The following is a 26,997-nucleotide window of genomic DNA, read 5'->3' as shown; positions in this document are numbered from 1 at the left end:
CCAAAAAAAACGGAGCCCGAAGGCTCCGTTTTGTTCAAACCAACCCGAATCAGGCCAGTTTTTTGTGCCGTACACGATGCGGCTGGGCAGCCGCTTCGCCCAGGCGCTTCTTGCGATCGGCTTCGTACTCGGTGTAGTTGCCTTCGAAGAACACCGCTTGCGAGTCGTCTTCGTACGCCAGGATGTGCGTTGCCACGCGGTCCAGGAACCACCGATCGTGAGAGATCACAATCGCGGCGCCCGGGAAGTCCAGCAGGGCTTCTTCCAGGGAACGCAGGGTTTCAACGTCGAGGTCGTTGGACGGTTCGTCGAGCAGCAGGACGTTGCCGCCCTCCTTCAGGGTCAGGGCCAGGTGCAAGCGCCCGCGCTCACCACCGGACAGGTCCTTGACGAACTTCTGCTGGTCGCCACCCTTGAAGTTGAAACGGCCAACGTAGGTGCGCGACGGGATTTCATAGTTGCCGATACGGATCTGGTCGGAACCGTCGGAAATCTGCTGGAACACCGTTTTGCTGCCGTCGAGGTCTTCACGGCTCTGGTCCACGCAGGCCAACTGCACGGTTTCGCCGACTTCAATGGTGCCCGAATCCGGTTGTTCCTTGCCCATCAGCATGCGGAACAGCGTGGATTTACCCGCACCGTTACCCCCGATCACGCCGACGATGGCGCCTTTAGGCATGGAGAACGACAGGTTGTCGATCAGCACGCGATCGCCATAGCCTTTGCAGACGTTCTTGAACTCGATGACCTTGTCACCCAGGCGCGGACCGGCCGGGATGTAGATTTCGTTGGTCTCGCTGCGCTTCTGGAACTCCTGGGACTGCATTTCCTCGAAGCGTTGCAGACGGGCCTTGGATTTCGACTGACGAGCCTTGGCACCTTTGCGCACCCACTCCAGTTCGTCCTTCATGGCCTTTTCATGGGCCGACTGCTGCTTGGATTCGGCCGCCAGACGGTCGGACTTGGCTTCCAGCCAGCCGGAGTAGTTACCCTCGTAAGGGATACCGGCGCCGCGGTCGAGTTCCAGGATCCAGCCCGCGACGTTGTCCAGGAAGTACCGGTCGTGCGTGATCGCGACCACGGTGCCCGGGAAGTCATGGAGGAAGTGTTCCAGCCAGGCCACGGAGTCAGCGTCCAGGTGGTTGGTTGGTTCGTCGAGCAGCAGCATGTCGGGGGCCGACAGCAGCAGGCGGCACAGCGCCACGCGGCGCTTTTCACCACCGGACAGGTGCTCGACCTTGGCGTCCCAGGCCGGCAGGCGCAGCGCATCGGCGGCGACTTCCAGTTGGCGCTCCAGGTTGTGACCGTCGCCAGCCTGCAGGATGGCTTCGAGCTTGGCCTGTTCGGCGGCCAGTTTGTCGAAGTCGGCATCCGGCTCGGCGTAGGCCGCGTAGACTTCGTCCAGGCGGGCCTGGGCGTCCTTGATCACGCTGACGGCTTCCTCGACCACTTCACGCACGGTCTTGGACGGGTCCAGGATCGGCTCTTGCGGCAGGTAACCGATGTTCAGTTCGGGCATTGGGCGGGCTTCGCCTTCAAACTCGGTGTCGACGCCGGCCATGATTTTCAGCAGCGTGGACTTACCCGAACCGTTGAGGCCGAGTACGCCGATCTTGGCGCCCGGGAAGAAGGACAGCGAAATGTTTTTCAGGATTTCCCGCTTCGGTGGAACAACTTTGCCCAACCGATGCATGGTGAAAACGTATTGAGCCAAAATGTGGACCTCGTAAAAAGATGAGAACAGGGCCTGCGTAGCGTCATGGCGCTGTACGTAGCACATCGAATGATCAAGGTTAACCTAAGTCAGCGACGGCGGGCAGATTGACAGGCGCTTTTGAGCCGCGCTTTTTCCTGCTGTGGGCCAGATGGAACACAATACCCGGCAACATCCCCCTGATGAAGAAGACACATGCCACCTGCATTCTGGACCACGCCTTACCCCCTGACTGGCCCGGGAGACAGCTTCGATGCTTAACGTCATGTCTGCACTTGGGCTATTGCTCTTGATGCCGGGGCCGACCAATACCCTGCTATTGCGCTCGGGCGTGCTCTCGGGTTTCAGGCGGGCCTGGACCCTGAGCCTGCTGGAGTGCCTGGCCTACCTGCTGCAGATCTCTTTTTGGGGCTACGCCCTCAGCCATATTGGCGTCAATGCGCCCTGGTGCCTGAAGGTGATGCAGTTCGTCTCTATTTGTTACCTGGTCAAGACCTCGTACGGCCTGTGGCGCGAGCCCGCCGTCGACCTGTCCCTGCTGCCCGGAGCGCGGGTGTCGAGGTGGCACTTCTTTTTACTGACGCTGATCAACCCTAAGGGTTTGCTGGTGGTTTCGTTCATCGTGCCGGTGCAGACCTTTGCCGATCTGGCCTTATATGGGCAGTTCGTCATGCAATTCACCGCAGTGGTGATCCCAGTGGGCTGCGCCTGGGTGCTGTTCGGCGCACGCATCAAACGCAGCGGGCATGCCTGGCTGACGCCGCAGAACATAAACCGCACCGCTTCTGTGGTTATTAGTTGCTTTGCACTGGCCATTCTATTCAAACTGGCGGATGGCTTGATCAGTACTGGCCCGGCGCTGTAGTCCTGCCAGGCGGGGCTGGCACTTTGCCACAACTCAAGGCATGCTAGCCGCCCTTCGGGCGTCCGGCTTATAGTGCACGTCGCGCGCCAATCCAGCCAAACCGCAGGATCACAGCTTGACCAACGTAACAAAGCCGAGCCCGTTGCGCGCAGCCCATATTGCGCCGGGCGCCCCCCTGCACGGCCCCCTCAAGGGCGCATTGGCGACGCTGGTCCTGTTGCTGCTCGCACTATTGTTCTGGCAACTGCTGGATCAATTGCAGCAGAACCAGAAAGACCAACAGCAATACACCATCAACTACAGCGCCGACCTGGCCGAACAGATCAGCCTGAACATGGCCCTGAGCGCGCAAATCGCCCTCAACCTGCTGCCGATCGTCGAACCGCCACGCAATGAAGAACAACACCAGGCCCTGATGCGCAGCTTGCAACGCTCGTTGCCGGAACTGCGCAGCGTTGCCCTGCTCGCCCCCAGCGGCGCGATCCTCAGTGACACCGCCGATAACAGCCAGGACAGTGCCTGGCTCGAAGAACTGGTCAAGCGCAGCCATGCGCAGTCCTATTATTTGAGCAATAACGGCGACGGCTCCATCATCTACCTGCTGCTGCACCAGCCCAGCGGCGGCGCCAAGATGTACTGGGCGTTGCGCCTGGCCCCCAATTACCTGGCCAACCTGACGCGCCAGGACGGCCAGGGCTCACGCCCGATGTGGGCCATTGAAAACCAGGTGAACCACCGGGTTGTCAGCCGTGACAGCGGCATGCCCAGCCAGTGGGCGGGCGGGCTGACCCCGGAAGAGCTGAATAAAACCGTACTGGTCACCCCTTTGAGCAAAAGCGACTGGCAACTGCGCGGACTGTTTGATCGCGCCGCGGTGCTGGAGCAACTGTTGCCGGCGTTTATCGGCAAGTGCCTGCTGGGCCTGGCCTTTTCGCTGATCCCGGTGCTGGTGCTGCTGAACATGCGGCGGCGCCAGCGCCAGGTCAATGAAGGCCGGCGCCGCTATCAGGATATTTTCGACGGCACCGGTGTGGCCTTGTGCGTGCTCGACCTGTCGGGCCTGCGCGGTTTCTTCGACAAGGCCCAGTTGCACACCCGCGAGCAATTGCAGGAGTGGCTGCACAACAGCCCCGAGCAACGCCAGCAACTGCTCAAGGAACTGCGCATCACCGAGGTCAACCAGGTCGCCGTGCGCCTGCTGAACGTGGCGTCCTGCGAACAGGCCTGGGAACGCTTGATCGACGGTTGCCCGCTGAACACCAGCGCCATCGGCTACGCAGTGCTTGAAGCGGTGCTGACCCAGCACAAACAGCTGGAGCTGGAGATTCAACTCAGCGACATCGAGGGCAACGACCAGTACCTGTGGCTGGTCATGCGCCTGCCGGAAGAACAGCACGACTATAAGGCGGTGATCCTCAGTATCAGTGATATCACCAGCCGCAAACTGGTGGAACTGTCGCTGGTGGAGCGCGAAGCGTTCTGGTCGGACGTGGTGCGCACCGTGCCGGACCACCTGTATGTGCAGGATGTAATCAGCCAGCGCATGATTTTCAGCAACCACCACCTGGGCCACACCCTGGGCTATAACAAACACGAACTGCAGCAAATGGGCGAGTACTTCTGGGAGATCCTGCTGCACCCCGAAGACGCCGAGAGCTATCACGACCTGCGCCAGCAACAACGCGCCGCCGGGTACCTGGCGCAGTTGCAATGCCAGTTGCGCTTTCGCCACCGCAACAACCAATGGCGGCGCTTCGAGATCCGCGAACAGGCCCTGGCACGGGACAAGACCGACCAGGTCACGCGGATTATCGGGGTGGCCAAGGACATTACCGACCAGATCGAGGCCAGCGAATCCCTGCGCGACAGCGAGCAGCGCTACCGCATGCTGGCCGAAAGCATCAGCGACGTGATTTTTTCCACCGACAGCAAGCTGGCCCTCAACTACGTCAGCCCGTCGGTAAATGCGGTGCTGGGCTATGAAGTCGACTGGATCTTCAAGAACGGCTGGCAATCGACCATCGCCAACCCGCAGCAACTGACCGGCATCTACACCCTGGTGGAGCGGGTCAGCCGCGCCCTCGACCAGCCCGAAGCCCTGGCCCTGTTGCGCGACGATGTGCAGACCCAGTTGTTCCTGTTCGATTGCCTGCGGGCCGACGGGCGCAAGGTGCCGATCGAACTGCGCCTGGTACTGGTGTGGGACGAGCACGGTGCGTTCGAAGGCATTCTCGGCGTGGGCCGCGATATCAGCCAGCAACGCCGCGCCGAGAAAGACCTGCGCATGGCGGCCACGGTATTCGAGCACTCCACCTCGGCGATCCTGATCACCGACCCGGCCGGCTATATCGTGCAGGCCAACGAAGCCTTCAGCCGGGTCAGCGGTTATGCCGTGGCCGATGTGCTCGACCAACTGCCGAACATGCTCACCGTCGACGAACAGCAGGAAGCCCACCTGCGCTATGTGCTCAAGCAACTGCACCAGCACAGCACCTGGGAAGGCGAAGTGTGGCTCAAGCGCCGCAGCGGCGAGCACTACCCGGCCTGGGTCGGCATTACCGCTGTGCTCGATGACGAGGGCGACCTGGCCAGCTATGTGTGCTTCTTCAGCGACATCAGCGAGCGCAAGGCCAGCGAACAACGCATCCACCGCCTGGCCTACTACGACGCCCTGACCCACCTGCCCAACCGCACGCTGTTCCAGGACCGCCTGCACACCGCGTTGCAGTCGGCCGAACGACAAAAGTCGTGGGTGGTGCTGATGTTCCTCGACCTCGACCGCTTCAAACCGATCAACGACTCCCTGGGCCACGCCGCCGGCGATCGCATGCTCAAGGAAATGGCGACCCGCCTGCTCGGTTGTGTGGCCGAGGACGACACGGTGGCGCGCATGGGCGGTGACGAGTTCACTTTGCTCCTGCAACCCCGGGTCAGCCGCGAAATGGCACTGAACCGGGCGATTCATGTGGCCGAACAGATTCTCGCCAGCCTGGTGAAGCCGTTTGTGCTGGAAGGCCGCGAGTTTTTTGTCACCGCCAGTATCGGTATCGCCCTGAGCCCTCAGGACGGCAACGAACTGAGCCAGTTGATGAAAAACGCCGACACGGCGATGTACCACGCCAAGGAACGCGGCAAGAACAACTTCCAGTTCTACCAGGCCGACATGAACGCCAGCGCCCTGGAGCGCCTGGAACTGGAAAGCGACCTGCGCCATGCCCTGGACCAGAACGAATTCGTGCTCTATTACCAGCCGCAGTTCAGTGGCGATGGCAAACGTTTGACTGGCGCCGAAGCCCTGCTGCGCTGGCGTCACCCACGCCGTGGCCTGGTGCCACCGGGGGATTTCATCCCGGTCCTGGAAGAGCTGGGCCTGGTGGTGGACGTGGGCGACTGGGTGATCGACGAGGCGTGCCGCCAACTCAAGACCTGGCACCAGAACAAGGTGCGAGTGCCCAAGGTCTCGGTGAATATTTCGGCGCGGCAGTTCTCCGACGGGCAGTTGGGCACGCGGATCGCCACCATCCTCAAGGAAACCGGCCTGCCGCCGGCGTGCCTGGAGCTGGAATTGACCGAAAGCATCCTGATGCGCGAGGTCAACGAGGCCCTGCAGATCCTTGCCAGCCTGAAAAACCTCGGCCTGAGCATCGCTGTGGACGACTTCGGCACCGGCTACTCATCGCTCAATTACCTCAAGCAATTCCCCATCGACGTGCTGAAGATCGACCGCACTTTCGTCGACGGCCTGCCGTCCGGCGAACAGGATGCGCAGATCGCCCGGGCAATCATCGCCATGGCCCACAGCCTGAACCTGGCGGTGATCGCCGAAGGCGTGGAAACCCATGAGCAACTGGACTTCCTGCGCGAGCATGGCTGCGACGAGGTGCAGGGCTACCTGTTCGGGCGGCCGATGCCGGCCAATCGGTTTGAGGCGCAGTTCAGTAACGACGCCCTTTTCATGTTTGACTGAGGTTTTGCGGTGGGGCTGATGGCCTCATCGCGGGCAATCCCGCTCCCACAGTTGAATGTGGGAGCGGGCTTGCTCGCGAAGGGGCCATCAAATACGCCATCCATCTCTGGATGAACGCCACTTGTCCGCGACATGATGTCCTTTCATATGCCATCTAAAACCCATTGGGTTAGAATGCCCCTCTTTTCTGCCCCCGATCCTTGAGGACCGCCATGTTCAGCCGTGATTTGACTATTGCCAAGTACGACGCCGATCTCTTTGCCGCCATGGAGCAAGAAGCTCAGCGCCAGGAAGAGCACATTGAGCTGATCGCTTCGGAAAACTACACCAGCCCTGCCGTGATGGAGGCTCAAGGTTCGGTTCTGACCAACAAGTACGCCGAAGGTTATCCGGGCAAGCGTTACTACGGCGGTTGCGAATTCGTCGATATCGTCGAGCAACTGGCTATCGACCGCGCCAAGGAACTGTTCGGCGCCGATTACGCCAACGTCCAGCCACACGCCGGCTCCCAAGCCAACGCGGCCGTGTACCTGGCCCTGCTGCAAGGCGGCGACACCATCCTGGGCATGAGCCTGGCCCACGGCGGTCACCTGACCCACGGCGCCAGCGTTTCCTCCTCCGGCAAGCTGTACAACGCTGTCCAGTACGGCATCGACGGCAACGGTCTGATCGACTACGACGAAGTCGAGCGCCTGGCCGTCGAGCACAAGCCAAAAATGATCGTGGCCGGTTTCTCTGCCTACTCGCAGATCCTCGACTTCCCACGCTTCCGTGAAATCGCTGACAAAGTGGGCGCCTACCTGTTCGTCGACATGGCCCACGTGGCCGGTCTGGTCGCCGCTGGCGTCTACCCGAACCCAGTGCCTTACGCTGACGTCGTGACCACCACGACCCACAAGACCCTGCGCGGTCCACGTGGCGGCCTGATCCTGGCGCGCGCCAACGCCGATATCGAGAAAAAGCTGAACTCCGCCGTATTCCCAGGCGCCCAAGGTGGCCCGCTGGAGCACGTGATCGCCGCTAAAGCGATCTGCTTCAAGGAAGCCTTGCAGCCTGAGTTCAAGACTTACCAGCAACAAGTGGTGAAAAACGCCCAGGCCATGGCCACTGTGTTCATCGAGCGCGGTTTTGACGTGGTGTCCGGCGGTACTGAAAACCACCTGTTCCTGCTGTCGCTGATCAAGCAGGATATCTCCGGTAAAGATGCTGACGCTGCCCTGGGCAAAGCCTTCATCACCGTGAACAAGAACTCGGTACCGAACGACCCACGTTCGCCGTTCGTCACCTCGGGCCTGCGCTTCGGCACCCCGGCCGTGACCACTCGTGGCTTCAAGGAAGCAGAGTGCAAGGAACTGGCTGGCTGGATCTGCGACATCCTGGCTGACCTTTCCAACGAAGCCGTGATTGACGCGGTACGTGAGAAGGTCAAGGCCATCTGCAAGAAGCTGCCGGTATACGGCGCTTGATTGCAGTTGCTTGAATAAGAAGCCCGGCTCTTGAGCCGGGCTTTTTTATGCCTGTTGACCGCGTTTCAAGTCAGGGTTGGTAGACCCGCTGGAAGCCTTCGCGGATCTTGTCTTCCGGCAACTCATCGGCAATAAACACAATCACACTCTCCCGCGCCTCACCCTCGGCCCATTCGGTGTCCCAATCGAACCCGTAGAGCTTGAGCACGCCCTGGAACACCATGCGCCGATCTTCCCCGGCGATGTTCAGCACGCCCTTGTAACGCAGCAGTTGTTTGCCGTGTTCTTCCAACAGTTCGTTCATGAACTCACTGAGCCGGTCGATATCCAGCGGCTGGTCGGTGCGCAGCACCAGGCTGGAGATACGGTCGATGGACGGCGCCTGGCTGACCGGGCGCAGGGTCATGCCGGCGTTGAGGTTAAAGCCGCGCACGTCCAGCAGCTCAGCCAGGTCGATCTTGCCATGTTCCACCACACGAATCGGCGCACGACGGTTGATGCGGGTCAGGCGTTGACTGAGCGCCTCGAAGCTGGCGTCGTCCACCAGGTCGCGCTTGCTTATCAGCAGGCGGTCGGCAAAGCCGATCTGGGCCTGGGCGATGGTCTGGGTCAGGTGGTGCTCGGCGTGGGCCGCGTCCACCAGGGTGATGATGCCGTCGAGGAGATAGCGCTCGCGCAATTCCTCGTCGATAAAAAAGGTCTGGGCCACCGGCGCCGGGTCAGCCAGACCGGTGCACTCGATCACCAGGCGGTCGAAGGCGATCTCGCCGCTGTCCAGGCGTTCGAGCAGCAGGTACAGGGCTTTGGTCAGGTCGGTGTGGATGGTGCAGCACACGCAACCGTTGGACAGGGTCATGACCTGGACCGGCTCATCGCCCAATAGCTGGGTGTCGATGCCGGCGTCACTGAATTCGTTTTCGATCACGGCGATTTTCAAGCCGTGCTCGGCCTTGAGCAGATGGCGCAACAAGGTGGTCTTGCCAGCGCCGAGGAAGCCGCTGAGGACGGTGACGGGGATGGGAGAGGACAAAATATTCTCCTTGAGGAAACACAAAACAAATGTGGGAGCGGGCTTGTGTGGGAACGGGCTTGCTCGCGATGCAGGCAACTCGGTCTATCTGGTATACCGAGGTGATGCTATCGCGAGCAAGCCCGCTCCCACACAAGCCCGCCCCCACAGGGGATCACATAGGCCCAACCCTATTGGATCAACAGCACTTGGGCCCGCCCTTGCCGCCGTAACGGGCTTCCTGGCGCTCCCGGAAGAACGCCTTGTAGTCCATCAACGGCTTGTCCGGGTGCTTGGTTTGCATATGCTCGACGTAGGTGTCGTAGTCGGGCATGCCGACCATCAGGCGTGCAGCCTGACCGAGGTATTTACCGAGGCGACCGATGTCATTGAACATGTCTGCAACCCTCTATCACGCGTCCGGCATGGCTTGGAATGGTGCTTCTTTATCCGTACGTTCCTTGGTGCCCCAGGCGGCCACGCCGACCTTGATGGCATAGAACAGGATGCTGAAGACCACGAACAGGAACAACACCGTCAACGTCGCGTTGGTGTAGGCGTTCCAGATCACGTGCTGCATCTGGTCGATACTCTTGGCCGGGGCCAGGATCTGCCCATTGGCCAGCGCATCGCTGTACTTCTTGGCCAGCGACAGGAAGCCGATCGCCGGGTTGGCGTCGAACAGCTTGATGAAGCCTGCGGTGGTGGTGCAGATCAGCAGCCAGACAGCCGGCAGCAGGGTCACCCAGATGTAGCGCTGGCGCTTCATTTTGATCAGCACAACGGTGGCGAGCATCAGCGCGATACCGGCCAGCATCTGGTTGGAGATGCCGAACAGCGGCCACAACGTGTTGATACCACCCAGCGGGTCAATCACGCCCTGGTACAGCAAGTAGCCCCACATCGCCACACAGCCTGCAGTGGCGATCAGGTTGGCCGTCCAGGACTCGGTACGCTTGAGCGCCGGCACGAAGGAACCGAGCAGATCCTGGAGCATGAAGCGCCCGGCACGGGTACCGGCGTCCACAGCGGTCAGGATGAACAGCGCTTCGAACAGGATTGCAAAGTGGTACCAGAACGCCATGGTGTTTTCACCCGGCAACACACTGTGCAGGATTTGCGCGATGCCGACCGCCAGGGTCGGCGCACCGCCGGCACGGGCCAGGATGGTGGTTTCACCGATGTCATTGGCCACCGCTTGCAGCGCTTCCGGGGTAATCGCAAAGCCCCAACTGCTGACGGTTTGCGCAACTGTCACCACATCAGTGCCGACAATCGCCGCAGGGCTGTTCATGGCGAAGTACACGCCTGGCTCGATCACCGAAGCGGCAACCATGGCCATGATGGCGACGAACGACTCCATCAACATGCCGCCATAACCGATGTAGCGCGAGTGGGCTTCATTGGCCAACAGCTTGGGCGTGGTGCCCGAGGAAATCAGCGCGTGGAAACCCGATACCGCGCCACAGGCGATGGTGATGAACAGGAACGGGAACAGGCCGCCCTTCCACACCGGGCCAGTGCCGTCGATAAACTGGGTCAGCGCCGGCATTTTCAGGTCAGGCATGGTGACCAGGATGCCAATCGCCAGGGCGATGATGGTGCCGATTTTCAGGAAGGTAGACAGGTAGTCGCGCGGGGCCAGGATCAGCCACACCGGCAGTACCGCGGCCACGAATCCGTAGCCAACCAGCATCCAGGTGATCTGGATCCCGGTGAAGGTGAAGGCCTTGGCCCATACCGGATCAGCGGCAATCTGCCCGCCGAGCCAGATCGAACCCAGCAGCAACAGCACGCCAATGATCGAAATTTCGCCGATGCGGCCCGGACGGATGTAGCGCATGTACACGCCCATGAACATCGCGATCGGGATGGTCGCCATCACCGTGAAGATGCCCCACGGGCTTTCGGCCAGGGCCTTGACCACGATCAGCGACAGCACCGCGAGGATGATGATCATGATCAGGAAGCAGCCAAACAGCGCGATAGTCCCGGGAATGCGGCCCATTTCTTCGCGAACCATGTCCCCCAGGGAGCGGCCGTTGCGACGGGTGGACAGGAACAGGATCATGAAGTCCTGCACCGCACCCGCCAGCACCACGCCGGCAATCAGCCACAGGGTACCGGGCAGGTAGCCCATCTGTGCAGCCAGTACCGGGCCGACCAGAGGCCCCGCGCCGGCAATGGCGGCAAAGTGGTGACCGAAGAGAATATGTTTGTTGGTCGGCACATAGTCCAGACCGTCGTTGTTGATCACTGCGGGGGTGGCCCGCCGTGGATCGAGTTGCATCACGTTATTTGCGATGAACAGGCTGTAGTAACGATAAGCCACCAGATAAATGGCGACTGCCGCGACTACAATCCACAAGGCGTTGATTGCCTCGCCGCGCCGCAAAGCCACTACGCCCAGGGCGCACGCTCCTACGATTGCCAGCAACAGCCAGGGTAGATGGCGGAGCAGGCTATTATTATTTTTCATTTTTATATTCCAGCCAGGGTGGACAGAAAGACAGCCAGTCCGAGTTTAGCGCGCTGTGCCCTAAAGACCAGCCCCCTACGTTGGTCTAGAGCCTTGCCGGGGCGAAAAAAACAGAAATAAACGCCCGATAATGGCGCAAGGCTACAATCCCTGGACCAACAGAGGGTTTCACCATGAGCGACCAGCCGTCAGATCGACGCCGTTTTCGGCGGATTGCCTTCAATGCCAAGACCGAACTTAAGCAAAACGGCCAGCAATGGCCGGTGCAACTGGTGGATTTATCGCTCAAAGGGTTGCTGGTGCAAAAGCCTGCGCCATGGCTGGGCAAGGGTGGCGAGCCCTTTGATGTGGACATTCACCTGGACGCCGACACCGACGTGAGCATGCAAGTGCGGCTGAGCCATGACGACAAGGGGCAACTGGGGTTCGTCTGCGAATATATCGACCTGGACTCGATCAGCCATTTGCGCAGGCTGATCGAGCTGAACCTGGGGGATGAGGAGGAGCTGCATCGGGAGCTGGGCGAGCTGCTGAACATCTGACGATGTGCACACATCAATGTGTGTAGCTTGCCTGCTCCCACAGGGGTCGGTGGTGGTGCGGGTTATTCGAACAAGGCATCCAGTGCCTGTTCCAGCCGCGTCACCGCAATCACCTGCAACCCAGGCGGCGCCTCCTTCGGCGCGTTGCCCTTGGGCACGATGGCACGCTTGAAACCATGCTTGGCGGCTTCCTTGAGGCGCTCCTGGCCGCTGGGCACCGGGCGTACCTCGCCCGACAGGCCCACTTCACCAAATACCAACAGGTCATGGGGCAGCGGCCGATTGCGCAGGCTCGACATGACCGCCGCCATCAAGGCCAGGTCCGACGCGGTTTCCAGCACCTTGACGCCGCCGACCACGTTGAGGAACACGTCCTGGTCATGGGTCGGAATCCCGCCATGGCGATGCAATACCGCCAGCAACATCGCCAGGCGGTTCTGATCCAGGCCCAGGGTCACGCGGCGCGGGTTGGCCAGGTGGCTGTCGTCCACCAGGGCCTGGACTTCCACCAGCATTGGCCGGGTGCCCTCCCACGTAGCCATTACCACGCTGCCCGGTACTTCTTCCTGGGCGCGGGTCAGAAAGATCGCCGAAGGGTTGGAGACTTCTTTCAGCCCCCGGTCCGTCATGGCAAACACACCCAGCTCGTTGACCGCGCCGAAACGGTTCTTCACTGCCCGCAACAGGCGCAGGCGCCCATCGGACTCGCCCTCGAAATACAGCACCGTATCCACCATATGCTCCAGCACGCGCGGGCCGGCCAGTGCGCCCTCCTTGGTGACATGGCCCACCAGGAAAATCGCCGTGCCGCTCTGTTTCGCGTAGCGCACCAGCAACGCCGCACTTTCCCGCACCTGGGACACCCCTCCCGGCGCCGATTGCAGTTGCTCGGTGAAGATCGTCTGGATCGAGTCGATCACCATCACCTTGGGTTTTTCCACGCGGGCGGTGGCGATAATGCTTTCGATACAGGTCTCGGTCATGACCCGCAATTGGTCCTGGGGCAAGCCCAGGCGGCGGGCGCGCATGGCCACCTGTTGCTGGGATTCTTCGCCGGTGACGTACAGGGCTGGCATGCGGCTGGCGATGCTGCACAGGGTCTGCAAGAGGATGGTCGACTTGCCGATGCCCGGATCGCCACCGATCAGCACCACCGAGCCGTCCACCAGGCCGCCACCGAGTACCCGGTCGAGCTCGCCGGACGCTGTGGAAAAGCGCGGGATTTCCTCGACGCTGACTTCCGCCAGGGTCTTGATCTGGGCTTGTTGCCCGGTCCAGCCGGAGCGCCCGCTGGGAGCTGCGGCGCCACCGCTTTCAATCATGGTTTCCGTGAGGGTATTCCACGCCCCACACTCGCCACACTGGCCCGCCCATTTGGGAAAGGTCGCGCCGCACTCTGTGCAGCCGTACATGCGCTTGGCCTTTGCCATCTGAGAACCTCCAACCGAAAAACCGCGATGATAGCTCAGCGTGGCGCTGCGGTACGGATTTCACCGTTGGCCAATCGTGTAGCGCTGTTGCCCAGCGGGTCTTCGGCATTCAGGTCGGCGCCCTGGGCCTTGAGTGCATCGAGCAGTTCGATACGCTTGAACAGCCCGGCGTACATGGCCGCCGTCTGTCCGGCGCCGTTGCGTTGGTCGGGGTTGCAGGCGGTGCCCAGCAAACGCCGGGCAATGCTCAACTCGCCCTTGAAGATCGCGCCCATCAGCGCCGTATTGCCGCGTTTATCCTGCACACAGGCATCGGCACCGGCTGCCAGCAGTTGCTCCACGGCCGGTTCGTGCCCGTGATAGGCGCTGAGGATCAGCGCGGTGTAGCCCTTGTCATCGACGGTATTCAGGGAATAGCCGGATTCGATAAAAGTCTTGAGCATTTCCACGTCGCCACGTCGGGCAGCGTCGAAGTAGTAATCCTGTAACTGCGCCTTGAGGGCCAGCGGGTCGGCGAACACACTCAAGGACCAGCAGGCCAGTAGCGCCCCTATAAAGCTACGCATCATCAACATCCTCTGCAGGTCCCGTAGGAGCGAGCTTGAACTGGCGGCGACAAGCTCGCTCCTACAGGTGGGTGGATTAGTCGGTCAGCTTTTCAGCCAGTGCCTTGACCCGCGCCAGATCGCCCTTGGCCACTTTGGCCACGCCCGTGCCGTACTCCGGGTCGGCCTTGTAGAGGAACGACAGGATGATGTGCTTGCTGACGTCATCCGTGGTTGCCAGGGAGCCACCGAAGTTTTCGATCAAGTCCTGGCGCTCTTTCTTGCTGTAGGACCGATACAAGTCGCCCGCCTGCTTGAAGTTCTGCTCGCGCTGGATTTTCGCCTGCTGGGTGCTGCCGGCCAGGGGCATCTGGCTGTAACGCGCACTTTGCGGCTCTTCCCGCGGCATCAGGCGGCTTGGCTGGTAGTTCACGCCCGTGCTGGTCTTGCCAAAGTTCATCGCACCATCCTGGTTGCCGTTGTTGACGGTGACCCGTGGAGCATTGATCGGCAGTTGCAGGGCATTGGCGCCCAGACGGTACATTTGCGTATCGGCATAGGAGAACACCCGACCTTGTAACAAACGGTCCTCCGACGGTTCGATACCTGGTACCAGGTTGGCCGGGGCCATGGCCACTTGCTCGGTTTCCTGGAAGACATTGGCCGGATTGCGGTTCAGCACCATTTGCCCGACTTTGCGCTCGGGAACATCGGGCCAGATCTTAGTGGCATCCAGGGGATCGAAATCAAACTTGGCCAGTTCTTCAGGCTTGAGCACTTGCACATACAAGTCCCACTTGGGGAAGTCGCCCTTGTTGATGTGAGTAACCAAGTCGTTGGTCATATGGCTGTAATCACGCCCTTGCACTTGCACGACCTCCTTGGGGTCCAGGTTCTTGATGCCTTGCAGGCTCTTCCAGTGAAACTTGACGTAGTGCACTTCACCCTTGGCATTGATCAACTTGTAGGCATGTACGCCATTGCCGTCCATCTCCCGGTAACTGGCCGGTGTGCCGGAGTCCGAGTACAACTCGGTGAGCGTGCGGGTGGACTCTGGAACATGGGAGAAGAAGTCGAAACGACGGGAGTCGTCATCCAGGTTAGTGCGCGGGTCGGGCTTGAAGGCATGCACCATGTCCGGGAACTTGATGGCATCGCGGATAAAGAACGTCGGGAAGTTGTTGCCGACCAGGTCCCAGTTACCTTCGGCGGTATAGAACTTGGTGGCGAAGCCGCGCGGGTCGCGCAGGGTTTCCGGGGAGTGGTTGCCGTGGACGACGGCAGAGAAACGCACAAACACCGGCGTGGCCTCACCGGCGGCAAACACTTTGGCCTTGGTCAGGTCGCTGAGGTTGTCGGTGACGGTGAAGGTGCCGTGGGCGCCGGTGCCGCGGGCATGCACCACGCGCTCGGGGATACGCTCACGATCAAAACGCTGCAGCTTCTGGATCAGTTGCACATCCTGCAGCAAGACCGGGCCGTTTGCGCCGGCGGTCTGCGAGTTCTGGTTATCACCCACCGCTGCACCATTATCGCGGGTCAGGTTGGCGGCACTGACGGCTAACGACAACAGGCTGGTACTGGCAATCAAAAGCACATTGCGCGCAGCAATAGACCTGCGACTAATAAGGTTTTTCATCATGCAATCCTCTGGTTTTTTTAATGCACTTTTATGGGTGCTTGCCAGAGGCTAGTGATGCTGACGCCAGAAGATAAATAGAAAACCCACACCATCACGATTAAAAAAATAGTGTGGTAAGGCCCTGAAATAACGGGTATTTCGCGCGCGACTGATGGCACTTTGCAAACTATTTGCGTTTTAATGTGTCGATTACAACGAACAGTGTTAACCGTTGTGTCGAGCAAGCTCTTGCAGACTGATTTACACTGAGTTCCTCTCCTCTCAACTGTAACAAGGAATAACCTATGGGCGTGATCAGTGAGTTCAAGGCCTTCGCGGTCAAAGGTAATGTGGTCGACATGGCGGTCGGTATTATCATCGGCGCCGCCTTCGGCAAAATTGTTTCGTCCTTTGTAGGCGACGTGGTGATGCCGCCTATCGGTCTGCTGATCGGCGGTGTGGACTTCGGTGATCTGGCAGTAACGCTCAAGGCGGCCCAGGGCGATATTCCGGCGGTGGTCCTGGCCTACGGCAAATTCATCCAGAGCATCATCGACTTCGTGATCGTCGCGTTCGCGATCTTCATGGGCGTCAAGGCCATCAACCGCCTCAAGCGTGAAGAAGCGGCTGCGCCAAGCCTGCCACCGGTGCCCACCAAGGAAGAGGAATTGCTGGGGGAGATCCGCGATCTGCTCAAGGCCCAGAACAACAAGCCGCTGTAGCCGATCCGCAATACCTGTCAGCTACTAAAAAGGCGCCTCTCACCGGGCGCCTTTTTTTACCAGTAGTTTTCTACCGCCACCTGCCCTGGCCGACGCGTCAGGCTTAACTGCATATCGCGTTGCTTGAGCAATTGCCGGGTGTCATCAATCATCTGCGGGTTGCCGCAAATCATCACCCGCGAATGTTCCGGTGTCAGCGCCACGCCCGCCGCGCGTTCCAATTCGCCATTTTCGATCAGGGTGGTGATACGCCCATTCAATGCCCCTGGGTGCTGCTCCCGGGTGACGATGGGCAGGTAGGTGAGCTTATGGGCGTGCTCGCTCAGGTACTCACGCTCAGCCAGTTCCTTGATAAGGGTCTGGTAAGCCAGCTCCCTGGCTTCCCTGGCGCTATAGACCAGGATGATGCGCTCGAATTTTTCCCAGACTTCAAAGTCCTGCAGGATCGACAGAAACGGCGCAATCCCGGTGCCCGTGCCCAGCAGCCACAAGTCGCGGCCATCGACAAAGCGGTTCAGGGTCAAGAAACCCGTGGCCTGTCGCTCCACCAGCAGCTCATCACCCACCCGCAGGCGGCTCAACTCACTGGTGAACTCACCGCCCGGCACCACAATCGAGAAAAACTCGAGGAACTCGTCGAAGGGCGACGACACCACCGAATAGGCGCGCCACACCAGGCTTCCATCGGGCTTGGTCACACCCAGGCGCACAAACTGCCCGGCGACAAAGCGAAAACCCGCGTCGCGAGTGGTCCGCAGGGTAAACAGGCTGGGGGTCAACGACTGCACATCAAGCAAGGTCTGGCGTGTGAATTTTTCCGCACTGGCCGTCATGGGGGGCTCCGGTCTACAGGTAACCCCTAGTGTGGCCCAAAGCGGAGCCTGGAAACACCGCTGGTTTGTAGTGACATCCATCCAGGTGATTTATCCACGCAGAAAAGCCGAAAGCCCTACGCTTGATTATGAAAAAACAGAGTAATAGCAATATGATTTCAACTAAAAACATTTAGCTATTACCTTCTCCCCACAGGCGCTGCTTCCCATTAACAATCATCGGTGCCACGCCACCAGGCTTTTCGGCAAGCCAATGAAAAATAAGTATTAAATCTGAATCACGGCCACCACCCGCCACGTCTTACAAGGCGCGAGGAAGATTATTAACAATAAGAAACGCCCTGCTAAGTGCGAAAATTCCCACCCCAGTTTTGCATGCTGTCCTACACTCGATTCGTTGGCGCTATGAGGACGTGCGTCGCAAACAATCAGCGTAAAACTCAGGGAGTGTTACCGATGGTCAACTGGCGAAACACACGGTTACCCAAACTTGAAGGTGAAGATGAGGTAACAACGATGTTTGAAGCCGCTCTGAACATTACCTATGAGCTAGGCTTCGAATACTGCGGTTTTATAATGGGTTCCAATGCTCTCTACCGCCCTAACAGAAGCATCCATCTCAACAACTATCCGGATGAATGGAACAAAATCTACAAAACAGAAAACTACTTTGAAATGGACCCTTTGGTTATTCACTGTAAGCGCGATGTGCTACCGCTTGTATGGGAAGAGAAAACCTTTTCCGCAGTACCTGACATGTGGGCTCACGTACATGCCCAAGGCCTGAATTTCGGCTGGGCCCAGTCGGTGCACGACTTCCGGGGCTTCTTCAGTATGATCAACCTGGGACGACGCAAGGGGCCGGTGCAGGCCCATGAGCTCTATGAAAAAGCGGGCCAGGTTCTGTGGATATGCCATGCCTTGCATACGGTGGCGGCGCAAACCTACAGCCAGGGGCCGACTTTCCAGTGCCCCGCCAAACTCACCAGCCGCGAGACAGAGATCCTGCAATGGTCGGCACTGGGCAAAACTGCGGCTGATATCGCCACAATTCTCTGCCTATCGGAACGTACCGTCGGTTTTCACATCAGCAGTGCGATGAGAAAGCTGGGGGTCAGCAATAAAATCGCCGCCGTGATCAGCGCCGTGAGAAACGGTCTTTTTTAAGCGCAACCGGCTCAAATCCTCTTGAAAACACCGAATGTAATCCCGGAGAAAAAAACGTAACATTTACGGCCAGTTCTGAGTGATGACGCCGCTCGTCAAAGCCCGCGTCGCAGTCCACTCAGAAGGTTCCTCGCCTAGCCTGGAACACCCGTCGATTATCCAGAGTTTCCCCCGCCATGCCCCTGCTCGATAGCCCCTTCGCCCAACTCGACCTGATCCGCCAGCCCGAGCAGCCAAACGAACCGCTGCAAGCCTTCGATGCGGCTGACGAGTATCTGCTCGCCTACCTGGCCGAGCAGCAACCGGCCAGCAGCACCCGCGTGCTGGTGCTCAATGACAGCTTTGGCGCGCTGGCGGCCAGCCTTGAAGGGCAGATGCGTGTCACCACCAGTGGTGATTCGTTTCTAGGCACCCAGGCGTTGCAAAAAAACCTGGTGCGCAACCACAAGACCTTCGATGCCGTGTCGTTCGTGCCTGCCAGCCAAGTGCCGAGCGGGCCCTTCGACCGCGTACTGATCCGAGTGCCGAAAACCCTGGCGCTACTGGAAGAACAACTGATCCGCCTGCAAGGCCAACTGGCGCCCGGTGCCGAAGTGATCGCAGGCGCCATGGTCAAGCATCTGCCCCGCGCCGCCGGTGAACTGCTGGAGCGCTACATCGGGCCGATGCACGCGTCGCTGGCAGTGAAAAAGGCCCGGTTGCTGATTGCCACCCTGGCTGATCGGCCCCGGGTGGTCTCGCCCTACCCCACGCGTTATCGCCTCGACGCGCCGGCCATCGAGCTGCTCAACCACGCCAATGTGTTCTGCCGTGAAGGCCTGGACATCGGCACCCGTGCCTTTCTGCCGCACCTGCCCTCCAACCTGGGCAGCGCCCGCGTGGCGGACCTGGGTTGCGGCAATGGGGTCCTGGCCATCACGAGTGCCCTGCAAAACCCCGAGGCGCAGTACACCTTGGTGGACGAATCCTATATGGCTGTGCAATCGGCCGCCGAGAACTGGCGCGCGGCGCTGGGTGAGCGGCCAGTGACGATTCGCCCCGGCGACGGCCTGGCGGACCAGGAGCCGCAATCGTTGGACGTGGTGCTGTGCAACCCACCGTTCCACCAGCAACAGGTGGTGGGGGACTTCCTCGCCTGGCGCATGTTCCAGCAGGCCCGCGAGGCACTGGTGGTGGGCGGCGCCTTGTATATCGTCGGCAACCGTCACCTGGGTTATCACAGCAAGCTGGCGCGGCTGTTCCGTGGTGTGGAGCAGGTCGCGGCGACGCCCAAGTTCGTGATCCTCAAGGCACGCAAGTAAACCCAGGCAAAAAAAACCCTCCGCAAGGAGGGTCATAAAGGTGCGGGATTTCAGTGGGTGCTCAGGCCCGCGGCGTTCATGAACATGCGCATCAGGCTGGCCACCACGAACAGGGCCAGGACGCTGCCGGTCCAGATCATCGCCAGCCAGCCCAGGCGCTGCCACAGCGGCTTTTTCTCGGCCTGTTCGATCTCGTCCAGTGAAGGTTTACCGGTCATGGTCCAAGCCTCCTAGTGATAGCCGTCTTCATGGGTCACCTTGCCGCGGAACACGTAGTAGCTCCAGAAGGTGTAACCCAGGATGAACGGGATGATGAACAGCGTGCCCACCAGCATAAAGCCCTGGCTCTGTGGCGGCGCGGCAGCCTCCCAGATCGAGACCGACGGCGGGATGATGTTCGGCCACAGGCTGATGCCCAGGCCGCTGTAGCCCAGGAAGATCAACACCAGCGTCAACAGGAACGGCGCGTAATGGGCATTGCGGGCCACGGCACGCACCAGCGCATACATGGTCACCAACACCAGGATCGGCACCGGCAGGAACCAGAACAGGTTCGGCAGGGTGAACCAGCGCGAGGCGATATCCGGGTGGGCCAGGGGCGTCCAGATGCTGACAATGCCAATTACCGCCAACACCACGAACGCCAGGGGCCGCGCCAGGTTGTGCATCTGCTCCTGCAACTTGCCTTCGGTCTTCATGATCAGCCAGGTGCAGCCCAGCAGCGCATACGCCACGATCAGGGCCACGCCGCAGAACAGGGCAAACGGCGAGAGCCAGTCCAGTGAGCCGCCGGCGAACTGGCGGTCAACCACCGGGATGCCTTCAATGAATGCCCCCAGCGCCACGCCCTGAAAGAAAGTCGCCGCCAGCGAGCCGCCGATAAACGCCTTGTCCCACAGGTGGCGTTTGTCATCCTTGGCCTTGAAACGGAACTCAAAAGCCACACCACGGAAGATCAGGCCGATCAGCATCAGGATCAGCGGCAGGTACAGCGCCGAGAGCACCACCGAGTAGGCCAGCGGGAACGCGCCGAACAACGCCGCGCCCCCCAGCACCAGCCAGGTCTCGTTGCCGTCCCACACCGGGGCGACGGTGTTCATCATTACGTCACGGTCGGTCTTGCCCGGGATAAACGGGAAGAGAATGCCGATCCCCAGGTCAAAACCGTCCATGACCACGTACATCATGATGCCGAAGATGATGATCACGGCCCAGATCAGCGGAAGATCAATACCCATGACTCAATTCCCCTTGTTCAGAGTGTCGCCGTGATCGGCGTCGCCGCTGTCATCGGCCGCCGACAATGGACGCGCCGGGGTGCGTTTCTGCCCGGGGCCGCCGTGGGCCGGTTCGGTACTTTCGTGGGTGACCGGGCCTTTGCGCACCAGGCGCATCATGTAGCCCAGGCCGGCGCCAAACAGGGCGAAGTACACCACCACAAACAGCACCAGGGTGATGCTCATCTGCATCACACTGTGGTTGGAGGACGCGTCCGCCGTGCGCATCAAGCCGTAGACCACCCAGGGCTGGCGCCCGATTTCGGTGGTGAACCAGCCGGCCAGGATCGCAATCAACCCCGACGGGCCCATCCACAGCGCCAGGTACAGGAACGGTTTGTTGGTGTACAGCCTGTCGCCCTTGCGCAGCCAGAGGCTGAACAGGCCGGTGAAGATCATCAACAGGCCCAGGCCGACCATGATGCGGAACGACCAGAACACGATGGTCGAGTTGGCGCGATCCTCAGGCGGGAACTCCTTGAGGGCCGGCACTTGCTTGTCCAGGGAGTGGGTAAGGATCAGGCTGCCCAGGTAGGGGATTTCCACTTTGTACTTGGTGCGCTCTTCCTTCATGTCCGGCCAGCCGAACAGGATCAGCGGGGTCGGCTCGTTACCGACGTTTTCCCAGTGGCCTTCAATCGCCGCAATTTTCGCCGGCTGGTGCTTGAGGGTGTTGAGGCCGTGGAAGTCACCGATCACCGCCTGGATCGGCGCAACGATCAAGGCCATCCACATCGCCATCGACAACATGGTGCGGATCGCCGGGTTGTCCTTGCCCCGCAGCAGGTGCCAGGCCGCCGAGGAGCCGACGAAGAACGCGGTGGCGACAAACGCTGCCGTGGCCATGTGGGCCAGGCGATAGGGGAACGAAGGGTTGAAAATCACCGCCATCCAGTCGGTTGGAATCACCTGACCATTGACGATTTCAAAACCTTGGGGGGTCTGCATCCAACTGTTGGAGGCGAGGATCCAGAAGGTCGAGATCAACGTACCGACGGCCACCATCACCGTGGCAAAGAAGTGCAGCTTGCGCCCGACCTTATTCCAGCCGAACAGCATCACCCCAAGAAAGCCGGCTTCGAGGAAGAACGCGGTGAGTACTTCATAGGTCAGCAAGGGCCCCGTGACGGAGCCGGCGAAGTCCGAGAAACGACTCCAGTTGGTACCGAACTGATAGGCCATGACCAGGCCCGAGACCACCCCCATGCCGAAGTTGACGGCAAAGATCTTCGACCAGAAATGGTAGAGGTCACGGTAGGTATCGTTGTGGGTCTTGAGCCACAGACCTTCCAGCACCGCAAGGTAACTGGCCAGGCCAATGGTGATGGCCGGGAACAGGATATGGAACGAGATGGTGAATGCGAATTGAATTCGGGCGAGATCTAGCGCCTCCAAACCGAACATAAGTCTTCCTCTGTCAGGTAATACCGGCTGCTGGCTGGGGGCCTGCACCCACTGCCCCCACGGATATGGAGTGTGGCGAATTGCAATTCGTTCTGTTTTTACCAACCACGTAGGGATTCTGGCCTGTTGGCCGCCACACCAGCGCTGCAATCAGCATTGATCTGGATCAAGCATCGATGAAAGAGTAGTCCCATTTTCCAGGTTGGACTGTGTGGTCTTTTGCCGCGTGACAGGTTGACTCAGCGAAATAGATGTCTTGCTAAGGATATTTCTTTTCCAGCAACTATTTGTTACAGCTTGATGCTAATCTCGGCGCTTCCCAGGTTCAGTCCAGTCCTTGCCGATGCCCAGTGAAACCCCGCTGCTGTTACGTCATCACCGCCCTTTCATCGCGTTCTGGCTGGCGCGGATTTTTACCGCCAGCGGCTTCCAGATGCTCACCGTGGCCATCGGCTGGAACCTCTACCAACTGACTGGCAATGTGCTGGACCTGGGGCTGGTGGGCCTGGTGGAATTTGTGCCGCGGGTGCTGTTTATGCTGCACACCGGGCATGTGGCGGACCGTTATGAACGGCGTAAAGTCGCTGCCATTTGCCAGACGTTGCAAGCATTGATTGCTCTGGCGCTGGTGATTGGCAGCCTGACGGACAATGTCACCCGCGAGATGATTTTTATCCTCGCCTTCCTGCTGGGCTCTGCCCGCTCCTTCGAAATGCCCACAACCCAGGCCCTGCTGCCGAGCATCGTGCCCAGCGCCCTGTTCCCTCGGGCAGTGGCGGCGGCGCAGTCGGCCCAGCAATCGGCAACCATCGTCGCGCCGGCCCTGGGCGGCCTGCTTTATGCCTTCGGCAGCGCCTGGGTGTATGGCCCGACGGTGCTGCTGTACCTGATTGCCTGCATGCTGACCCTCAACCTCCCCGCGCGGCAGACCCCGCTGAACAAGGGCAAGGCCACCCTCGACTCGCTGCTCGCCGGGATTCGTTTTATCCGCAGCCGGCCGGACATCCTCGGGGCAATTTCCCTGGACCTGTTTGCCGTGTTGTTGGGCGGCGCCACGGCGTTGCTGCCGGTGTTTGCCAAGGACATCCTGTTGACCGGCCCCTGGGGCCTGGGGCTGCTGCGCTCGGCTCCGGCAGTCGGCGCGCTGTTGATGTCATTGTGGCTGGCACGGTTTGCCGTGGACCGGCACGTGGGCCGGGTGATGTTTACCGCGGTCGGCGTGTTTGGCGTGGCGACCATTGCCTTTGGCCTGTCCACCTCGTTCTGGTTCTCCCTGGCGGTGCTGGTGGTGCTGGGGGCGGCGGACATGATCAGCATGGTGATCCGTGCCTCATTCGTACAGCTGGAAACCCCCGATGAAATGCGCGGGCGGGTCAGCGCGGTCAATGGGCTGTTTATTGGCGCGTCCAATCAGTTGGGCGAATTTGAGTCCGGCGTCACGGCCCACTGGCTGGGCACGGTACCCGCCGTGGTGCTGGGCGGGGTCGGGACGCTGGTGGTGACCGGGGTGTGGATCAAGCTGTTCCCGACCCTGGCCAATCGGGACCGCATGCATATGCCGGCCGAAGCGCCCTGAACCTGCAGGAGCCATCACTGGATGCGTAACTGAGTCACCAGGGTATTGCGGGGCGCGTTGATCGACGTGTTGCTGTACTCGAACCAGCCTGCGGCGCGGATATCCACGTCAAATACATAGATGTAGCCCATCAATGTACCAGCGCCATTGCAGGCCTGGCTGACGGAGCCGACCTGGCAAATCGCCGTCTTTTGTCCCGCAAGCCGCGCCCCATCAAAGGTCGCGATGGAATTGTTGCCCAGCCCCACTTCCATCACCGAGACCCGCGTCGCCCCACGGTGCTGGCACTGCCGGGTACGGTCGGCGCCCTCGGCGATGGACTCGCTGCAGCCCTGGGACTGCACCTGGAACACCCGCACTTCGCTCAAGGCCGGTGCAGGCGCGCCCCACGCCGGTGCCACCGCCAGCCACAGGCCGAGACAGGCGAACGGAGCTAGACTCCACGCGATGGCTTTTTTCATGCTCTGGATGACCCTGGACTGAACGTCGACGGAGTATGCCTCAAGGCCACACTCAACAAAACCGAGGCCGGGCGCCACAGGTCGTCGACCTGCTGGTATGATGCGCCGCTTTTTCCGATCCTCTGTAGAAAACACGCGGCGCTTGGCGCAGTTTGTGCTTTGACTTTGAGGTCAACAAATCACGGCGCCGAATGCGCCACAGGGAGCAGGCATGCTGGAAAAGCTGTTTCAACTCAAGGCACACAACACTAACGTGCGTACCGAGATTCTGGCCGGTATCACGACATTCCTGGCCATGGCCTACATCCTGTTCGTCAACCCGAGCATTCTCGGCGAGACCGGCATGGACAAGGGCGCGCTGTTTGTCGCCACCTGCCTGGCAGCGGCCATCGGCTCGACGATCATGGGTCTGATCGCCAACTACCCGATTGCCCTGGCACCGGGCATGGGCCTGAACGCCTTCTTTACCTACACCGTGGTCCTGCACCTGGGCCATACCTGGCAGGTGGCGCTGGGTGCGGTATTTATCTCTGCCGTGCTGTTTTTCCTGCTGTCGATCTTCCGCATCCGCGAATGGATCATCAATGCCATCCCCCTGCCCCTGCGTTCGGCGATTGCTGCCGGTATCGGCCTGTTCCTGGCGCTGATCGCCCTGCATAACGCCGGGATCGTGGTCAGCAACCCAGCGACCATGCTGGGCATGGGCGACCTGGCGAAGCCGGCACCGATCCTCGCCACCCTGGGTTTCTTCCTGATCGTGGCCCTGGAAGCGCTAAAAGTGCGCGGTGCAGTACTGATCGGCATCCTCGCGGTGACCATCGCCGCCATCGCGCTGGGCGTCACCCCCTTTGGCGGCGTGGTATCAATGCCACCTTCCCTGGCCCCGACCTTCCTGCAACTGGATATCGCCGGCGCCCTGGACGTGGGCTTGATCAGCGTGATCTTCGCCTTCCTGTTCGTGGACCTGTTCGACAACTCCGGCACCCTGATCGGCGTTGCCAAGCGCGCCGGCCTGATGGGCAAGGACGGTCACATGCCGAAAATGGGCCGCGCCCTGATCGCCGACAGTACCGCAGCCATGGCCGGCTCGCTGCTGGGTACCTCGACCACCACCAGCTACATCGAGTCGGCTGCTGGCGTGAGTGCCGGTGGCCGCACCGGGCTGACCGCCATCGTCGTGGCAATCCTGTTCCTGCTGGCACTGTTCTTCTCGCCGCTGGCGGCCAGCGTCCCGGCGTTTGCCACCGCCCCCGCGCTGCTGTTTGTCGCGGTGCTGATGACCTCGGGCCTGGCGGAAATCGACTGGGACGACATCACCGTTGCAGCGCCCGTGGTAATCACCGCCCTGGCGATGCCCTTCACTTACTCCATCGCCAACGGCATCGCCTTCGGCTTCATCGCCTGGACCGGTATCAAGCTGCTTACGGGCCGCTACCGTGAACTCAACCCAGCGCTGGTGATCCTGTCGATTCTGTTCGTGATCAAGCTAGGCTGGTTCCCCGCATGACTTTTGACGCAGCAAGTTACGCCCTGCAACTGCAAGAAAAGGTCACGCGCTTGCGTGACCTGCTCGCGCCGTTCGACGCGCCCGAGCCGCAGGTGTTCGATTCGCCCCTGCAGAACTTCCGCCTGCGCGCCGAGTTTCGCCTGTGGCGCGAAGGGGGTCAGCGCCATTACGCGATGTTCTCCCAGGATGACAAGCGCACGCCGATCCTGATCGAAGAATTCCCCATCGCCAGCCTGCGCATCAACCAGTTGATGCCGCAACTCAAGGCCGCCTGGCAAGCCAGCGCTGCCCTGAGCCACAAACTGTTCCAGGTGGAGTTCCTCACCACCCTGGCCGGCGACGCGATGATCACGCTGTGCTATCACCGCCCGCTGGACGAGCATTGGCACACGGCGGCCAACAAACTGGCTGCCGATCTGAACGTCAGCATCATCGGCCGCTCCAAGGGCAAGCGCGATGTGATCGGCCACGACTACGTGGTCGAGAAACTCGATGTCGGCGGTCGCACCTTCAGCTATCGTCAGCCCGAAGGTGCCTTCACCCAGCCCAACGGCACGGTGAACCAGAAGATGCTCAACTGGGCCTATGGGGCCCTCGGCGATCGCAGCGATGACCTGCTGGAGCTGTATTGCGGCAACGGCAACTTCACCCTGCCCCTGGCCACCCGCGTGCGCAAAGTGCTGGCCACCGAGATCAGCAAGACCTCGGTCAACGCCGCCCTGAGCAACCTCGATGAAAACGCGGTGGATAACGTCACCCTGGTGCGCCTGTCCGCTGAAGAACTGACCCAAGCCCTGAACGAAGTACGGCCGTTCCGACGCTTGCACGGTATCGACCTCAAGAGCTACGCGTTCGGCAGCGTCTTCGTCGACCCGCCCCGCGCAGGCATGGACCCGGACACCTGCGAATTGACCCGGCGCTTCGAAAACATCCTGTACATCTCCTGCAACCCGGAGACGCTGGCGGCGAACATCGCGCAACTGCACGACACGCACCGCATTACCCAGTGTGCAATGTTTGACCAGTTCCCGTGGACCCACCATATGGAATCAGGCGTGCTGCTGACCCGGCGCTAACCCTCGGCCCCGGCACACCTAGAAAAATGTGGGAG

At 60.6% G+C, this 26,997-nt stretch carries 22 protein-coding genes; 10 read left to right on the top strand and 12 right to left on the bottom strand.

All coding sequences use genetic code 11. From position 1 onward, the window contains the following. Nucleotides 1-49: 49 nt before the first annotated feature. Nucleotides 50-1,714: an energy-dependent translational throttle protein EttA gene (gene ettA / locus JFT44_RS00865; RefSeq protein WP_029292090.1), complete on the bottom strand. Its 1,665-nt coding sequence runs from the start codon at nucleotides 1,712-1,714 to the stop codon at nucleotides 50-52. Between the two features lie 253 nt (nucleotides 1,715-1,967). Between ettA and JFT44_RS00860 the strand changes: the two genes are divergently transcribed. From JFT44_RS00860 to glyA, 3 genes are all read left to right on the top strand, one after another. Continuing rightward, entirely contained in the window at nucleotides 1,968-2,579 is a 612-nt protein-coding gene (locus JFT44_RS00860; RefSeq protein ID WP_057958382.1) for a LysE family translocator, read from the top strand. A gap of 115 nt (nucleotides 2,580-2,694) precedes the next feature. Beyond that, on the top strand, nucleotides 2,695-6,546 hold the full coding sequence (locus JFT44_RS00855; RefSeq protein WP_198830286.1) for a bifunctional diguanylate cyclase/phosphodiesterase: 3,852 nt from the start codon (nucleotides 2,695-2,697) through the stop codon (nucleotides 6,544-6,546). A gap of 212 nt (nucleotides 6,547-6,758) precedes the next feature. Beyond that, nucleotides 6,759-8,012, top strand: a complete 1,254-nt coding sequence (glyA, locus tag JFT44_RS00850) for a serine hydroxymethyltransferase (RefSeq protein ID WP_057441128.1) — start codon at nucleotides 6,759-6,761, stop codon at nucleotides 8,010-8,012. 70 nt (nucleotides 8,013-8,082) lie between these two features. Here the strand turns inward: glyA and yjiA are convergent, their stop codons facing one another. The 3 genes from yjiA to JFT44_RS00835 form a co-directional block, all read right to left on the bottom strand. Continuing rightward, nucleotides 8,083-9,042, bottom strand: coding sequence for a GTPase (yjiA, locus tag JFT44_RS00845; protein WP_169990509.1), 960 nt, complete (start codon nucleotides 9,040-9,042; stop codon nucleotides 8,083-8,085). 178 nt (nucleotides 9,043-9,220) lie between these two features. Beyond that, nucleotides 9,221-9,418 (bottom strand): YbdD/YjiX family protein, encoded by a 198-nt coding sequence (locus JFT44_RS00840; RefSeq protein ID WP_057441132.1) that lies wholly within the window; start codon nucleotides 9,416-9,418, stop codon nucleotides 9,221-9,223. 15 nt (nucleotides 9,419-9,433) lie between these two features. Then, a complete protein-coding gene (locus JFT44_RS00835; protein WP_115129043.1) occupies nucleotides 9,434-11,500 on the bottom strand; it encodes a carbon starvation CstA family protein in 2,067 nt (688 codons plus the stop codon). A 173-nt stretch (nucleotides 11,501-11,673) separates the two neighbouring features. Here JFT44_RS00835 and JFT44_RS00830 point away from each other — a divergent pair, with 173 nt between their 5' ends. Further along, on the top strand, nucleotides 11,674-12,042 hold the full coding sequence (locus tag JFT44_RS00830) for a PilZ domain-containing protein (protein WP_198830285.1): 369 nt from the start codon (nucleotides 11,674-11,676) through the stop codon (nucleotides 12,040-12,042). A gap of 62 nt (nucleotides 12,043-12,104) precedes the next feature. Here JFT44_RS00830 and radA read toward each other — a convergent pair whose 3' ends face one another. From radA to JFT44_RS00815, 3 genes are all read right to left on the bottom strand, one after another. Then, nucleotides 12,105-13,472 carry a DNA repair protein RadA gene (gene radA, locus JFT44_RS00825; RefSeq protein ID WP_057441136.1) on the bottom strand — a complete coding sequence of 456 codons (1,368 nt, stop codon included), beginning with the start codon at nucleotides 13,470-13,472 and terminating at the stop codon, nucleotides 12,105-12,107. A 35-nt stretch (nucleotides 13,473-13,507) separates the two neighbouring features. Next, nucleotides 13,508-14,038, bottom strand: a complete 531-nt coding sequence (locus JFT44_RS00820) for an ankyrin repeat domain-containing protein (RefSeq protein WP_057958432.1) — start codon at nucleotides 14,036-14,038, stop codon at nucleotides 13,508-13,510. Between the two features lie 76 nt (nucleotides 14,039-14,114). Next, the gene (locus JFT44_RS00815; RefSeq protein WP_120734177.1) at nucleotides 14,115-15,656 is read right to left on the bottom strand and encodes a catalase; all 1,542 of its coding nucleotides are present in this window, start codon (nucleotides 15,654-15,656) and stop codon (nucleotides 14,115-14,117) included. A gap of 287 nt (nucleotides 15,657-15,943) precedes the next feature. Here JFT44_RS00815 and mscL point away from each other — a divergent pair, with 287 nt between their 5' ends. Then, nucleotides 15,944-16,360, top strand: a complete 417-nt coding sequence (gene mscL, locus JFT44_RS00810; protein WP_057441140.1) for a large-conductance mechanosensitive channel protein MscL — start codon at nucleotides 15,944-15,946, stop codon at nucleotides 16,358-16,360. A gap of 56 nt (nucleotides 16,361-16,416) precedes the next feature. Here the strand turns inward: mscL and JFT44_RS00805 are convergent, their stop codons facing one another. Next, complete coding sequence (locus JFT44_RS00805) at nucleotides 16,417-17,193, bottom strand: ferredoxin--NADP reductase (RefSeq protein ID WP_057441142.1); 777 nt, start codon at nucleotides 17,191-17,193, stop codon at nucleotides 16,417-16,419. 456 nt (nucleotides 17,194-17,649) lie between these two features. Here JFT44_RS00805 and JFT44_RS00800 point away from each other — a divergent pair, with 456 nt between their 5' ends. After that, nucleotides 17,650-18,360 (top strand): LuxR family transcriptional regulator, encoded by a 711-nt coding sequence (locus JFT44_RS00800; RefSeq protein WP_128592784.1) that lies wholly within the window; start codon nucleotides 17,650-17,652, stop codon nucleotides 18,358-18,360. 176 nt (nucleotides 18,361-18,536) lie between these two features. Further along, nucleotides 18,537-19,661, top strand: coding sequence for a class I SAM-dependent methyltransferase (locus tag JFT44_RS00795; protein WP_198830284.1), 1,125 nt, complete (start codon nucleotides 18,537-18,539; stop codon nucleotides 19,659-19,661). 50 nt (nucleotides 19,662-19,711) lie between these two features. Here JFT44_RS00795 and JFT44_RS00790 read toward each other — a convergent pair whose 3' ends face one another. From JFT44_RS00790 to JFT44_RS00780, 3 genes are read right to left on the bottom strand one after another with little or no spacing between them, the layout of a single operon-like run. After that, nucleotides 19,712-19,879, bottom strand: coding sequence for a DUF2474 domain-containing protein (locus JFT44_RS00790; RefSeq protein WP_081044180.1), 168 nt, complete (start codon nucleotides 19,877-19,879; stop codon nucleotides 19,712-19,714). Nucleotides 19,880-19,891: 12 nt separating this feature from the next. Next, on the bottom strand, nucleotides 19,892-20,899 hold the full coding sequence (gene cydB / locus JFT44_RS00785) for a cytochrome d ubiquinol oxidase subunit II (protein ID WP_057958376.1): 1,008 nt from the start codon (nucleotides 20,897-20,899) through the stop codon (nucleotides 19,892-19,894). Between the two features lie 3 nt (nucleotides 20,900-20,902). Beyond that, entirely contained in the window at nucleotides 20,903-22,342 is a 1,440-nt protein-coding gene (locus JFT44_RS00780) for a cytochrome ubiquinol oxidase subunit I (RefSeq protein ID WP_057958375.1), read from the bottom strand. Nucleotides 22,343-22,685: 343 nt separating this feature from the next. On the opposite strand from JFT44_RS00780, the gene JFT44_RS00775 reads away from it, so the two are divergent. After that, on the top strand, nucleotides 22,686-23,918 hold the full coding sequence (locus JFT44_RS00775) for an MFS transporter (protein ID WP_198830283.1): 1,233 nt from the start codon (nucleotides 22,686-22,688) through the stop codon (nucleotides 23,916-23,918). Between the two features lie 14 nt (nucleotides 23,919-23,932). Here JFT44_RS00775 and JFT44_RS00770 read toward each other — a convergent pair whose 3' ends face one another. Continuing rightward, nucleotides 23,933-24,379: a DUF4879 domain-containing protein gene (locus JFT44_RS00770; protein ID WP_169990511.1), complete on the bottom strand. Its 447-nt coding sequence runs from the start codon at nucleotides 24,377-24,379 to the stop codon at nucleotides 23,933-23,935. 211 nt (nucleotides 24,380-24,590) lie between these two features. Here JFT44_RS00770 and JFT44_RS00765 point away from each other — a divergent pair, with 211 nt between their 5' ends. Further along, a complete protein-coding gene (locus tag JFT44_RS00765) occupies nucleotides 24,591-25,886 on the top strand; it encodes an NCS2 family permease (RefSeq protein ID WP_032861840.1) in 1,296 nt (431 codons plus the stop codon). Beyond that, entirely contained in the window at nucleotides 25,883-26,962 is a 1,080-nt protein-coding gene (gene trmA, locus JFT44_RS00760) for a tRNA (uridine(54)-C5)-methyltransferase TrmA (protein ID WP_128592783.1), read from the top strand. Before JFT44_RS00765 ends, trmA begins: the two co-directional genes overlap by 4 nt. Nucleotides 26,963-26,997 lie beyond the last annotated feature (35 nt).

This window comes from Pseudomonas sp. MF5691, assembly GCF_016405645.1.
Lineage (GTDB): Bacteria > Pseudomonadota > Gammaproteobacteria > Pseudomonadales > Pseudomonadaceae > Aquipseudomonas > Aquipseudomonas shahriarae.
This window is presented reverse-complemented; position numbering and strand designations above follow the sequence as displayed.

Excerpts from the sequence above, each read along its gene's own strand:
- JFT44_RS00860 (WP_057958382.1), top strand. The coding sequence starts at position 1,968 with ATGCTTAACGTCATGTCTGCACTTGGGCTATTGCTCTTGATGCCGGGG.
- glyA (WP_057441128.1), top strand. The coding sequence starts at position 6,759 with ATGTTCAGCCGTGATTTGACTATTGCCAAGTACGACGCCGATCTCTTT.
- JFT44_RS00840 (WP_057441132.1), bottom strand. The coding sequence starts at position 9,418 with ATGTTCAATGACATCGGTCGCCTCGGTAAATACCTCGGTCAGGCTGCA.
- JFT44_RS00835 (WP_115129043.1), bottom strand. The coding sequence starts at position 11,500 with ATGAAAAATAATAATAGCCTGCTCCGCCATCTACCCTGGCTGTTGCTG.
- JFT44_RS00830 (WP_198830285.1), top strand. The coding sequence starts at position 11,674 with ATGAGCGACCAGCCGTCAGATCGACGCCGTTTTCGGCGGATTGCCTTC.
- radA (WP_057441136.1), bottom strand. The coding sequence starts at position 13,472 with ATGGCAAAGGCCAAGCGCATGTACGGCTGCACAGAGTGCGGCGCGACC.
- JFT44_RS00820 (WP_057958432.1), bottom strand. The coding sequence starts at position 14,038 with ATGCGTAGCTTTATAGGGGCGCTACTGGCCTGCTGGTCCTTGAGTGTG.
- JFT44_RS00815 (WP_120734177.1), bottom strand. The coding sequence starts at position 15,656 with ATGAAAAACCTTATTAGTCGCAGGTCTATTGCTGCGCGCAATGTGCTT.
- mscL (WP_057441140.1), top strand. The coding sequence starts at position 15,944 with ATGGGCGTGATCAGTGAGTTCAAGGCCTTCGCGGTCAAAGGTAATGTG.
- JFT44_RS00805 (WP_057441142.1), bottom strand. The coding sequence starts at position 17,193 with ATGACGGCCAGTGCGGAAAAATTCACACGCCAGACCTTGCTTGATGTG.
- JFT44_RS00800 (WP_128592784.1), top strand. The coding sequence starts at position 17,650 with ATGGTCAACTGGCGAAACACACGGTTACCCAAACTTGAAGGTGAAGAT.
- JFT44_RS00795 (WP_198830284.1), top strand. The coding sequence starts at position 18,537 with ATGCCCCTGCTCGATAGCCCCTTCGCCCAACTCGACCTGATCCGCCAG.
- JFT44_RS00790 (WP_081044180.1), bottom strand. The coding sequence starts at position 19,879 with ATGACCGGTAAACCTTCACTGGACGAGATCGAACAGGCCGAGAAAAAG.
- cydB (WP_057958376.1), bottom strand. The coding sequence starts at position 20,899 with ATGGGTATTGATCTTCCGCTGATCTGGGCCGTGATCATCATCTTCGGC.
- JFT44_RS00780 (WP_057958375.1), bottom strand. The coding sequence starts at position 22,342 with ATGTTCGGTTTGGAGGCGCTAGATCTCGCCCGAATTCAATTCGCATTC.
- JFT44_RS00775 (WP_198830283.1), top strand. The coding sequence starts at position 22,686 with ATGCCCAGTGAAACCCCGCTGCTGTTACGTCATCACCGCCCTTTCATC.
- JFT44_RS00770 (WP_169990511.1), bottom strand. The coding sequence starts at position 24,379 with ATGAAAAAAGCCATCGCGTGGAGTCTAGCTCCGTTCGCCTGTCTCGGC.
- JFT44_RS00765 (WP_032861840.1), top strand. The coding sequence starts at position 24,591 with ATGCTGGAAAAGCTGTTTCAACTCAAGGCACACAACACTAACGTGCGT.
- trmA (WP_128592783.1), top strand. The coding sequence starts at position 25,883 with ATGACTTTTGACGCAGCAAGTTACGCCCTGCAACTGCAAGAAAAGGTC.